Annotated in this window: 8 protein-coding genes and 1 pseudogene; all 9 read left to right on the top strand. The window is 66.3% G+C overall.

All coding sequences use genetic code 11. The annotated features are described in order from the left end of the window. Window positions 1-57: 57 nt before the first annotated feature. The 9 genes and pseudogenes from ABDZ36_RS00950 (at window position 58) to ABDZ36_RS00910 (ending at window position 11,351) form a co-directional block, all read left to right on the top strand. Window positions 58-996 (top strand): annotated as a pseudogene (locus ABDZ36_RS00950) (IS5 family transposase). 220 nt (window positions 997-1,216) lie between these two features. Further along, on the top strand, window positions 1,217-2,386 hold the full coding sequence (locus ABDZ36_RS00945; RefSeq protein WP_211313534.1) for an alpha-1 4-glucan-protein synthase: 1,170 nt from the start codon (window positions 1,217-1,219) through the stop codon (window positions 2,384-2,386). A gap of 45 nt (window positions 2,387-2,431) precedes the next feature. Then, entirely contained in the window at window positions 2,432-3,607 is a 1,176-nt protein-coding gene (locus ABDZ36_RS00940) for an extracellular solute-binding protein (RefSeq protein ID WP_211313535.1), read from the top strand. After that, entirely contained in the window at window positions 3,604-5,220 is a 1,617-nt protein-coding gene (locus ABDZ36_RS00935) for an ABC transporter permease (RefSeq protein WP_211313536.1), read from the top strand. The genes ABDZ36_RS00940 and ABDZ36_RS00935 overlap by 4 nt, the downstream gene beginning before the upstream one ends. Beyond that, complete coding sequence (locus tag ABDZ36_RS00930; protein WP_211313537.1) at window positions 5,217-6,353, top strand: ABC transporter ATP-binding protein; 1,137 nt, start codon at window positions 5,217-5,219, stop codon at window positions 6,351-6,353. The genes ABDZ36_RS00935 and ABDZ36_RS00930 overlap by 4 nt, the downstream gene beginning before the upstream one ends. A gap of 1 nt (window position 6,354) precedes the next feature. Then, the gene (locus ABDZ36_RS00925) at window positions 6,355-8,379 is read left to right on the top strand and encodes an ArnT family glycosyltransferase (protein ID WP_211313538.1); all 2,025 of its coding nucleotides are present in this window, start codon (window positions 6,355-6,357) and stop codon (window positions 8,377-8,379) included. Window positions 8,380-8,406: 27 nt separating this feature from the next. Beyond that, window positions 8,407-8,949, top strand: coding sequence for a gluconate 2-dehydrogenase subunit 3 family protein (locus ABDZ36_RS00920; protein WP_211313539.1), 543 nt, complete (start codon window positions 8,407-8,409; stop codon window positions 8,947-8,949). Then, the gene (locus ABDZ36_RS00915) at window positions 8,946-10,598 is read left to right on the top strand and encodes a GMC family oxidoreductase (RefSeq protein WP_211313540.1); all 1,653 of its coding nucleotides are present in this window, start codon (window positions 8,946-8,948) and stop codon (window positions 10,596-10,598) included. The genes ABDZ36_RS00920 and ABDZ36_RS00915 overlap by 4 nt, the downstream gene beginning before the upstream one ends. A gap of 42 nt (window positions 10,599-10,640) precedes the next feature. Further along, on the top strand, window positions 10,641-11,351 hold the full coding sequence (locus tag ABDZ36_RS00910) for a dolichyl-phosphate hexose transferase (protein ID WP_211313541.1): 711 nt from the start codon (window positions 10,641-10,643) through the stop codon (window positions 11,349-11,351). Window positions 11,352-12,327 lie beyond the last annotated feature (976 nt).

Raw genomic sequence — 12,327 nt, 5'->3', positions numbered from 1 at the left:
CTGCGTCGGGATAGGGCGCTAAATCAAAGGAGTTGAAGCGGGAGGCTGCGAGTGTCTATGACGCAAATCCCCCGCTTCACTGGGGAAGTTGTCCCGGTTGCTCAAAGAGTTACTGGCGATGGAGACGAATCCGCCGCCCCCGAAGGTGGCGGCGGATTCGCCGACTATGCACTCGTTTCCCTGCACTGTCTGCGGATTTACCTCGATACCTCCTACCGAATGACCATCGACCTTCTCAAGGAGATGCCACAAATAACCGGGGAGATCGGCCTCATAGTAGTTCACAGAAGTTTTGGGTACTCCACGTGCCAGAGATAAGGTAGAGATCCGTTCTTCGACTGAGTCCTCATCCCAGTTCACCCAGAAGTTTCGTTGATCACTAGCGAGGCCGATCTCCCCTCGCCCTCCACCTTGTGTAAGGCGTTCGACCGGATCAGTATGAGCGTCTGTCGAGTGCTGCTGCGCCAGTCGGCGCAGCTGCACGATCCCTCGAAGCACGGAGCCATTGACGCCACGTTCTACGAACGCTCAGCTGCGAGCCGCCACTACTGCCAGCGAACGAGCTACCGCGTTCAGAAGCTGAAAGTCACGAAACTCGTCGATACAGACTCTCAAGCCGTCCTTGACGTTCACTGCTCAACGAGCCGTGAAGGAAGCGACGCTGACCTCGCTGAGCAGATCGTCCGCTGGAACGCGGGCGATCTGCGGTCTCTCGCCGCCGATAAAGGATATGACAAACAGTCACTCCGCGAATCCCTTCGTGACCTCGGGATTCGCCCGCTCATCAAACATCGCATCTTCGCACCATACGACCACGCACACAACGCCAGAATCGACGAACAGCGCTACAATCAGCGCTCTATGACCGAAACCGTGAACTCGGCTGTGAAGCGCTCGCTCGGCTTCGCCGTGCGAGCGCGTTCGTGGTTCCGTGAGTTTCGGGAAATCGCGCTGATGTGTGTCGTCTATAACATCAAGCGGGCTGTGAAACAGTGAATTCTACCGCCGTATGGCGATTAAACACAGCCCTACATTGGCACGCTTCTTCTCACGGTTGATTCGGCTGTGAAATCGTGAAACAAACACCGTGGTAATTCTTCTATGACGCCCTCTTTGCTTAACTAAACACCGCCATTCCAGTGTAGATGAACCGATGGCCGTCGTCGTCGATATACCAAAGTTTCTTTAGGCTCCCCTAAATCGGTACGGGTAGTCAATGAGCGCCGAAGCCGACGTCTGCGTCGTCGTTCCGACGATCCGAGAATACGAGTGTATGCGATCGTACTTCGAGAACGCGCGGTCTCACGGGTTCGATCTGGATCGCCTCTTCGTCGTCCTGGTTACGGAGGACTTCTGCGATACCGACGGGATGCGTGAGATGCTCGCCGAAGAGGGCGTCGACGGCGCCGTCTTCGACGGGAACGCGCGCGAGCGATGGTTCGCCGAGCACGGCCTCGCCGAGTACGCACACCTCATCCCCGAGGCCAGTCATGCACAGACGTCATTCGGCCTCCTCTACCTCTGGGCGAACGACGCCTTCGACTATGGCGTCTTCATCGACGACGACACGCTTCCACATCCCGAGTACGACTTCTTCGGCACGCACCTCGCGAACCTCGACTTCGAGGGCGAAGTGACTACCGTCTCCTCCGACGAGCGCTGGGTGAACGTCCTCTACCAGGGCGATAACGACCTCTACCCGCGCGGCTACCCCTACTCGGCGATGGACGAGACCGTCGAAATCGAGACGACGCACGTCGAGGACATCGTCGCCTCCCAGGGTCTCTGGACGAACGTCCCGGATCTCGACGCCGTCCGCATCCTCATGGACGGCGACCTCCGAGGGCAGGCCCGCACCCGGACGTCGGCCGCGGACTTCGGGGAGGACTTCGTCGTCGCCGAGGGCAACTACACGACGGTCTGCTCGATGAACCTCGCCTTCGAGCGCGAGGTCGTCCCCGCCTTCTACCAGCTCCCGATGGACGACAACGAGTGGGAGGTCGGGCGCTTCGACGACATCTGGTCGGGCGTCTTCCTGAAGCGCGCGTGCGACGTGCTCGAGACGCAGATCTACAACGGCGCGCCGCTCTGCGAGCACAACAAGGCCCCACGCTCGACCTTCGACGACCTGCAGAACGAGGTCGCGGGTCTCGAGCTCAACGAACACGTCTGGGAGGTCGTCGACGGTGTCGGCGGGGACGCGAACTCGTATGCGGGCGTCTTCCGTGCGATCGCGGACGAACTCGCCGAGGGCGACTGGTCGGAGTGGAACAACGGCGCGTTCCTCACGCACTGCGGGGAGCACATGCGCGACTGGCTCGACTGCCTGAACGCCCTCGACGACGTCGCGACCGAAGAACCGCGGGCGATCGCCGCCGACGATTAGCGCGCGATCACAAACGTTTTATTCTTTTAGGCAACCCTAAAACATATGGATCGAGAACGCTTCACGGATCGCCGACGCTTCCTCTCCGCGGTCGCAACCGGGTCGATCGCCGGCCTCGCCGGCTGTTCCGATCTCCTTGGCGGCGACGGCACCGAGACGACGACCAGTACTCAGTCCGACGTCGAGATCCCGTCGCTCACGTCGTTCCGGGGCTCGGGCGCGCTCGCCAGCGGCCGCCCCGCGCCCGGTGGAACCTCGATCGAGGAGCTCCCCGACCTCTCCGGAACGCTCAACCTCTACATCGGCGGCGGCGAGGGCGGCATCTACTACCAGTTCGTCGAGATGCTTCAGGAGATATACCCTGACTTCCAGGTCTTCACGAGCAGCGCCTCCTCGTCCTCGCTCGCCCAGACCGTCGTCGAGGAGGTCACCGCCGGCACGCCCCAGGCCAACGTCTTCTGGTCCATCGACGCGAGCTCGCTCGGCTACGTCGCCGACAACGACGCCTACGAACCCCTCCCAAGTACGGTCGTCGAGCCCGTTCCAAAGTCGTTCCGCGGGGCCGACAACGCGTGGGTCGGCGTCGCCGGCCGCGCGCGCAGCGTTCCCTACAACACGAACGCGCTCAGCGCCGACGACATCCCCGAGACCGTCCAGGACTTCCCCGAGACGAACGCGCTCCAGGGGACGATGGGGTGGGCGCCAACCTACGGCGCGTTCAAGTCTTTCGTCACCGCGATGCGTATCCTCCGCGGCCCCGACACCACCCGCGAGTGGCTCACCGCCATGCAGAACAGCGGGATCGAGCGCTACCCCAACGAGTACGTCGTCTCTCAACGGGTCGCCGACGGCGTACTCGACGCCGGGTTCGCGAACCACTACTACGCGCTCCGTGTGAAGAACCAGCGCCCAAACGCGCCGATCGACCTCGCGTTCACGAGCGGCGACGCGGGCGCGCTCGTGAACGTCGCCGGCGCCCTCCACGTCAAGGGCAGCGGGAAGGCCGACCTCACGAACGCCTTCATCCGCCACCTCCTCTCCGCCGAAGCCCAAGAGTTCTTCGCGACCGTGAGCTTCGCGTATCCGATGATCCCGGGCGTCCAGCCCGTTGGCGGACTTCCCACCATCGACGAACTGACCCCCCCGGAGGTCGACCTCTCTGAGCTCTCGAACCTCGAACCGACGCTCGATCTGATGCGCGACGCCGGCGTGCTCGGATGACGATCGCGGAACGCCTCCGCGCGGCCGGCGAGCGGATCGCCACCGACGAGGGGGCGGCGATCGACACCGGCCTGACGCTGCTCGCCGCCGCCGTCGCCGCCGCACTCGTCCTCCCGCTCGGCTGGCTGCTCGTGGACGTGCTCTCGCTCGGCGGGCGTGCCGTCGACTTCGCGCTCGCACCGGTCACGCTCCGGGTACTCGCCCGCAGCGTCGCGCTCGTCGCCGTCGTCACCGCCGCGAGCGTCCTGGTCGGCGCGCCGCTCGCCGTGCTCACCGCGCAGACGACCGTCCCGTTCCGGCGCCTCTGGACGATCGTCGCCGCGCTCCCGCTCGCCGTCCCGAGCTACCTCGGCGCGTTCGCCGTCGTCTCCGCGCACAGCGCCCTCGATCCGTTCGGTATCCCGTTCCCCCGGATTAGTGGTTTTGCCGGCGCGGCCGCAGTCCTCACGCTCTACACGTACCCGTACGTCTTCCTCACGACGCGCGCCTCGCTCCTCTCGCTCGACGCGTCGCTCGTCGAGGCCGCGCGCACCCTCAACTGCAGTCGCTGGGAGGCGTTCCGTCGTGTCACCCTCCCACAGATCGCGCCCGCCGTCGCCGCCGGCGCGCTCCTCGTCGCGCTCTACACGCTCTCGGACTTCGGCACGCCGAACATCATGCGCGTCGAGGTGTTCACCCAGTTCATCTACGCCCGCTACAACGCATTCATGCGGGATTACGCCGCGCTCCTCTCCCTCCAGCTGTTCGCCGTGACCGCCGTCATCCTCGCCCTCGAGTCCCGGATCGGCGCCGACGACGCTGGCGCGTACGCGAGCAGCGGCCACCGAGGCGCACTCCGCATCGACCTCGGCAGGTGGCGCTATCTCGCCCCGCTCCTCCCGATCGCCGTCGGCGCGCTCGCGCTCGTGCTCCCGGTCGGGATCTATGGCCTCTGGCTCGTCCAGCGCGGCCCCGGCTACGCTGCCGGCTCCATGGCCTTCTCGTGGTCGTACGGCTGGCACTCCCTCTACGTCTCACTCCTCGCGGCCGGTGCGTCCGTCCTCGTCGCCCTCCCCATCGCGCTCCGGTCCGCTACCTCGAACTCGCGGCTCGCCGCGCTCGCGGATCGCGCACCCTACGTCGGCTACGCCGCGCCCGGAATCGTCCTCGCAATCGCGCTCGTCAGCTTCAGCCTCGACGTCCTCCCTGCGCTCTACAAGACCGTCCCGCTGCTCGTCTTCGCCTACGTCGTCCGCTTCGTCCCGCAGGCCATCGGATCGATCCGGACGTCCACGCTTCAGGTGGATCAGCGCCTCGTCGAGGCCGCACGCACGCTCGGGCGCTCGCGCTTCGAGGCCTTCCGGTCCGTCACCCTCCCGCTCATCATCCCCGGCGTCGCCACGGGCGCGGCGCTCGTCTTCCTCACGTCGATGAAGGAACTCCCCGCGACCCTCCTTCTGCGTCCGTTACGCTTTGATACGCTCGTCACCTACATCTGGCGCGTGAAGGAAGCCGGACTCTACGGGCAGGCCGCCATTCCAGCCTTCGTGTTGATCGTCGTCTCCGCACTCTCGATGGCCGTCATCCTCGCACAGGAGCGAGACCGCAACGCCGAGACTGAGAGCCGACCATGAGCGAGGGATACGAACGCGCTGCACGCTCGACTCGCGGTTCGACCCGCTCAACCGACCGCTCGGACGAGCGCGCCGAGACGGTCGTCGAACTCGAGAGCGTGACGCGATCGTTCGCCGCCGAGACCGCCGTCGCGAACCTCTCGTTGCGCGTGCACGAGGGCGAACTCCTCACACTGCTCGGGCCGTCCGGGTGCGGGAAGACGACCACGCTTCGGCTCCTCGCCGGCCTCGATCGACCCGACACCGGGACAGTCCGGGTCCGCGGCGACGTCGTCGCGGACGCGGAGCGCTTCGTCCCGCCAGACGAACGAGACGTCGGCCTACTCTTCCAGAACTTCGCGCTCTTCCCCCACCTCTCGGTCGGCGAGAACGTCGCCTTCGGTATCCAGGACCGCTCCAGCGAAGCGATCGACGCACGCGTCACCGAGCTCTTGGAGCTCGCCGGGCTCGCCGAATACCGAGAGCATCGCCCCGACGACCTCTCCGGCGGCCAGCAACAGCGCGTCGCGCTCGTGCGCTCGCTCGCGCCCGAACCGGACGTTCTCCTTCTCGACGAGCCGTTCTCGAACCTCGACGTCGCACTCCGCAAGGAGATGCGCCACGAGGTCAGGCGCATCCTGAAGGCGACGGGCGTCACCGCGATCTCGGTCACGCACGACCAGGACGAGGCGCTCTCGATCAGCGACCGCGTTGCCGTGATCGAGGACGGCCACCTCGAGCAGGTCGCCCCGCCGGAGACGCTCTTCCAGCACCCCGAGTCGCGGTTCGTCGCAGAGTTCGTCGGCGAATCCGGTTTCGTCACCGGGCATTTCGACGGCGAGACGATCGACACGCCCGTCGGCTCGCTCGACATCGATCGGCTCCACGGGCTCCGCCCCGCGTACGACGAGGCAGCCCTCGACGTGCTCGTCCGCCCGGACGACCTCGTCGCGCGCCCGGTCGGGGACTCGGAGGCGAACGGTCGGATCGTCGACCGCCAGTACACGGGTCCGTCGTTCCGCTATCGCGTCGAACTCGAGACCGGTGACACCGTCTACTGCGGGCACAATCACGCTGAACGCTTCGAGCTCGATCGACCCGTCCGCGTCGAGCTCACCGCGGACCACTCGCTCGCGTGGTTCCCCACTGAGTGAGATGCGCGAGCGCCACTGGCGGTTCCTCGTCGGCCTGCTCGCGCTGCTCGGCGCGCTCGCCGTGTGGGTGCTCGCGACGCGGCTCTTCCCGTATCACTCGCTGAACCACGACGAGGGCGTCTACCTCCAGCAGGCCGCGATGCTCCTTGAGGGCCAGTTCGTCCTCCGCCCCCCGATCGAGGACGCGTTTCGACCGTGGTTCTTCGTCGACGCCGGCGAGACGCTCTACCCGAAGTACGCGCCGGTGCCGGCGGCGATGTTCGCGCTCGGGGAACTCCTCGGCGGCTATCGGCTGGCGCTCGTCGGGATCGCCGTGGGGATCGTCGCGCTCGTCGCCGGCGTCGCCCGCGAGGTCTTCGACCGCGAAACCGGCGTCCTCGCCGCGGTGTTCGTCCTCTGCTCGCCGCTGTTCCTCCTCGACTCGTCGGTCTTCCTCCCGTACGCGCCGACGGCACTCCTGAACCTCACGTTCGCCTACAGCTACCTCCACGCGGACCGGACGCACTCGCGGCGGTGGGCGGCGCTCGCCGGCGTCGCGATCGGGCTCGCGTTCTTCGCGCGCCCGTACACCGCGGTCCTCTTCGCGACGCCGTTCGTCGTCCACGCGCTCTGGACGCTCGGCACCGAGGGCCGCATGGCGCTCGCGCGGCAGGCCGCGACGGCGTCGTTCGGGCTGGCGGGCGTCGCGCTCGCGCTCGCCTACAACGCCACACTCACGGGCTCGCCGTGGGTGTTCCCCTACCAGGCGTTCGCACCGCTGGACGGGCTCGGGTTCGGCCATCGGCGAATTCTCAACCACGAGGTACAGTACTCGCCCGCACTCGCGGTGCGCGCGAACGCGACGGTCGTCGAGGCGTTCCTCACCGACTGGGTCGCGGGCGGCCCGCTCGGGAGCGCGCTCACGGCGCTCGGCGCGCTGTTCGTCGCCCACTCGCGCCGGTGGCGCCCGAGCGCTCGCGAGGCGGTGCTCGCCGGCGTCTTCGTCTCGATCGTCGTCGGCAACGTCTACTTCTGGGGGAACTTCAACATCCTCGGTGTGCTCGAGGAACCGGGCGACGGCCTGATCGCGGCGCTCGGGCCGTACTACCACTTCGATCTCCTCCTGCCGATGGCGACGTTCGCGGCAGTCGGCGCGCGCCGCGGGGCGCACACGGTTCGAGCGGCGCTCGAGCGCCGACTCTCGACGCGTGCCGCACTCGCAGTGACGGCAGTCGCCCTCGTGGTGTGCGCGGGCGCGTTCGCGGGCGTGACGGCCGCCGACGTCGATGATCGCGTCGAGCGGAACGCGGCGGTGACGGACACATACGAGACGGCGTACGAGCCGTTCGCGAACGGGACGCCACGGGACGCCGTCGTCCTTCTGCCGTCGACGTACGGCCCGTGGCTCAACCACCCGTTCCAGGCGCTGCGGAACGACCCCGGTTTCGACGGGCGGACGCTCTACGCGCTCAACGACCGACCGTTCGCGGTCGCGGACGCGTTCCCGAATCGGACGCTCTATCGCTACGGCTACCGGGGTGTGTGGGCGCCGACGGAGGGATCGCCGACCGCCGCGCACCTCCAGCGAGTCCGCGATGTCACCGGATCCGCGGTCGAGTTGAACGCGACCGTCGGCATCCCGGATGGCGCGGTCGGCGTCACGGCGCGGGTCGCAACGGACGACGGGGGCGCCTACTACGTCACGCAGAACGCCTCCGACGAGCTCGCGCTCGCGCTGTCGGTCGCGGATGGTCGCGTGCGTCTCGACGGCGACGTCGCACCGGTGGGGAACGCGTCGCTCGGGGTCGACGGCCGCGACGTGGTGCGCCTGACGGTCTTCGTCGATTATGGGCCGAGCGGCGGGTTCGCGTACCGCTTCGACCTCCCGGTGAACGCCACGGCGGACGGTGTGCGCGCGCTCTCCCCACGCGTCGAGCAGTGCCGGAACGCTCGGACGTGCGGGGGTGCGGCGACGTACGTTCCGTCGGCGGCGTCGGACGGTGTGTTCGTGCACTCGCGCCTTGTGGCCCGCGAACGCAACGTCTAAGTTTAGGCCTGCCTAATCCGCAGCCGAATGGAACTCACGCGCCGGGACGCCCTCGCGGCGCTCGCCGCCGTCGGCGTCACCGGCGGCGCGCTGGCGTTCGCCGACCGGGGCAACGGGCCTGACTCGACCGACGCATCCACCGGCCCGCTCGACGAAGGGACGCTCGACGCGCTCGTCGCCGCCGCGGACGTCCTCTACCCGAGTGCTGTCACCGATAGCGAATCGTTCGTCACGGAGTACGCGCGCGGCCGAGCGGCCGACGACGACGCGCACGCGACCGAGGTCGTGGAGGCCACTACCTACCTCGACGACTACGCGAACGCGTGGTACGACGCGGACTTCGCCGCGCTTGACCCGGAGACACGCGACGAGGCGCTGCGGCGGATGCGCGCCGACACCGCCGATCCCGATCCCGACGGGACGGACGTCGAGCGCGTCCGCTATTACGTCATCAACGACCTCCTCTTCGCGCTCTACACGTCCCCGACCGGCGCCGAACTCGCAGGCCTCGAGAACCCACCGGGCTATCCCGGCGGCCGTGAGAGCTACCAGCGGGGGCCCCAGTCGTGAGCGGCACCGTCGATCGGACGCCGTCGGATCGCGTCGACGTTTGCGTCGTCGGCGCCGGCCCGGCGGGCGCGCTCGTCGCGAACGAACTCGCGGGACGCGGCCACGAGGTCGTCGTGCTCGAGGCGGGCGAGCGCTTCGATCCCGCGGACCGGATTGAACGGATGGAGCGCACGATCCGCCCCGGGAACGGCGCGCTCTCGGTCTGGGAGATGGGTGGTGAGCGCGACGCGTACGCGTCGACGGGCGAGCGCTTCTACCCGCTCAATCGGGCGCGCGTGAAGGGCGTCGGCGGGTCGACGCTCCACTGGCAGGGGATGGTGATGCGCCTCCACGAGGGCGACTTCGAACAGCGCTCGCGCCACGAGGTCGCCGCGGACTGGCCGATCGACTACGCCGACCTCCGTCCGTACTACGCGCATGCTGAGTCGGCGCTCGGCGTAGCGGGCGCGGACGACAACCCGTTCGCGCCGCCGCGTGAGGAACCCCACCCGATGTCGGCGTTCCCGCCGTCGTACAGCGACTCCCTCTTCGCGGAGGCCTGCGAGTCGCTCGGCGTCGCGATGCACTCGGTGCCGAACGCGCGCAACTCCGAGTCACGCGACGGCGAGTCACCGTGCGTCGGCTACGGGACGTGCAAGCCGGTGTGTCCGTCCGGCGCGAAGTACGACGCGACGCGACACGTCTCGAAGGCAGAGGATGCGGGTGTTCGCGTCGTCGACCGAGTACCGGTCCAGCGCCTCGAGCACGACGACGCGGGCGAGTCGGTCGAGGCCGCAGTCTACGCGACGCCGGACGGGACGGAGCACCGACAGGAGGCTCGGCAGTTCGTCGTCGCCTGCGGCGGCGTAGAGACGCCGCGACTCCTCTTGCTCTCCGCATCCAAGCAGTACCCGGACGGGCTCGCGAACTCGAGCGGCGCGGTCGGACGCTACTTCATGGATCACCTGTACGCGGGGACGGGCGGCCGACTCGACCGGCGAACCCGCCAGAAGCACGTCGGCTTCATGACGAGCGGATGCCACCAGTTCTACGACGACCCGACGCGCGGGACCGCGGAGGGAATCCCGTCCGCGGACGCGCCGCGTTCTGCATACGCGAGCATCAAACTCGAGTTCTCGAACTATGCGGGCCCGTCGCCCGCGAGCGTCGCGCTCGACGCCGAGACGTGGGGTGACGACCTCCTCGACTCGATCCGGGACGCGTACGGGAACCACGTCGCGATGGGCGGTCTCGTCGGTCAGCGCCCGCGCCGGGAGAACTACGTTGCGCTCGATCACTCGACGACGGACGACCACGGCAACCCGGTGCCGGAGATCCACTGGCAGGTCGACGACGTGACGCGGCGCTCGCTGCGGCGTGCGAACGAGATTCAGCGCACGATCCTCGAGGAACTGGGTGCGGAGGTGACGTGGCAGGTCGGCCCCGAGGCGACCGGGCCGGCGTTCCACCACATGGGCACGACACGGATGGGCACCGATCCCGAGTCGAGCGTCGTCACACCCGAGTTGCGGACGCACGACCTCGGGAACCTCTGGATCGCGGGAAGTAGCGTATTCGTGACGAGTGGGGCGATGAATCCGACACTGACGATCGCGGCGCTCGCGCTCAAACTCGCGGACCACCTCGACGCGGACCTCCGATCGTTTTAGGCCATCCTAAAACTAAAGTGCGGGGGATGCCACGTGCGAGTAATGAGTCTGCAGACCAACGACTCCCCCGAACAGGACGACTACACCTTCAACGACGTCAGCGTCGTCATGGGGACCTACAATGAGGAAGCCGCTATCGAGACCGTCCTCACCGACATCGCGGACGTGACCGACGGCGCAGCCAACGTCGTCTGCGTCGATGGCTCAAGCGACCCGACACCCGAACTCGCCCGCGAGATGGGCGCGACCGTCATCGAACAGGAGCCCCAGGGGTACGGTGTCGCCGTCCGCGAGGCGATCCTCACCCCCGATCGCCCCGTCGTCGTCACTACGGACTGCGACGACACCTACCCGATGGAGCAGCTCCCCGAGTTCCTCGACACCATCAACGACGGCTACGACGTCGTCAGCGGCGACCGACTCAGCCGCGGTGCCGACGCCATGCCGGACGTGAATCGTCTCGGGAATCGCGCGTTCGCCCTCCTCGCGAGCGCTCTCGCCGGCGAGCGCGTTCGCGACACCACCACCGGGATGCGCGCATACCGCCGCGAGGTCGTCGAGGAGATCATGTGGACCGAGAACACCGGCCTCTCCGCGGAGCTCCTTATGCGACCGCTCATGCGTGACTACCGCGTCCACGAACTGCCGATCGACTACCGCGAGCGCGCCGGCACCACGACGCTCGACCCGTTCGCGGGCGGGGCCGCCATCGCGAAGTCCATCCTCAAGGTCGGCCTTGAAGAACACCTATGAACCTGCCATATTCAGATCCGGGATATTTTAACTGATGACAACAGACTGGCTGAGACAGGCAACCAGGATAGTTTTATGAGTGGTTACGGATTCGAGAATATCTGACCAATCGATCCACGTCCCAGTTGTTTCTCAAACATACTCAATTAGACGGCGCTGTTTAGTTAAGTGGGATCAAACAGGAGCGGCGCGTTCGATATCGGCTCCGAATTATATAGAACAAGGAGAATACCTGTGCCTTCAGGCGCAGGATGAATCCGACAATATTCTATGCAGTCCACCGTTCAATGGCACCTCTGAGTTCCCAATCCGTAGTTTCAAGTGGTGTTCCTTCGTCGCAGAGAGTAAGGTCAGGTCGGAACGGAGCGATTCCGAACGGCCTTCGGAGGCGGTCTACCCGCCACTAATGAGACAGTATCCGAAACGCCAACACAGTGAACACGAACGCAGAAACGTTCGCCTCGTGCCTGTTGGTCGAGCAAGCCCAAAGGTAACTCCGAGTCCGTCGAAGTATCAGCGCCTCCCTGCTGGCAAAAACAACAGATGGGAGGTAACGACATGGAGGATAGGAGTAACGGCGGTTTGGCACCGTCAGTCAGCCGCTGACCACGATGACTGGGTTAAACGGATTCCCGAAAGTGGCAGAATCATGGTTGCGAACCTGAAACTTCCAACGCTCGGGATTCCTGCGTCTTTAGGCGCAGGAGGATGTCAAACGAAGGGTATGTGGTTCAAACGACAGCAATTGTGTACACCTAACGATTAGCTGAATCACTCCTTTTCGCGACTGAGGGACTCAACCATGCGTTCTAGTTTAGCGAAGAATCCAGTCGCTGTCTGTTGATTTGATATCGTCGCAACTACCCGGTTGAGAAACCCGGTGGGAAGTATGACCTACAGCCCACCAGATTCAGTAATTGTTGACCGGATTCAAAGAGCCTTTCCTTCCGATGAGTTGCGCGAGCGCGCTCGCGCA

Source organism: Halarchaeum salinum (genome assembly GCF_039520965.1).
Taxonomy (GTDB): domain Archaea; phylum Halobacteriota; class Halobacteria; order Halobacteriales; family Halobacteriaceae; genus Halarchaeum; species Halarchaeum salinum.
Note: the sequence above shows the minus strand (reverse complement) of the source record. Positions and strands in the feature narration are given on the sequence as shown.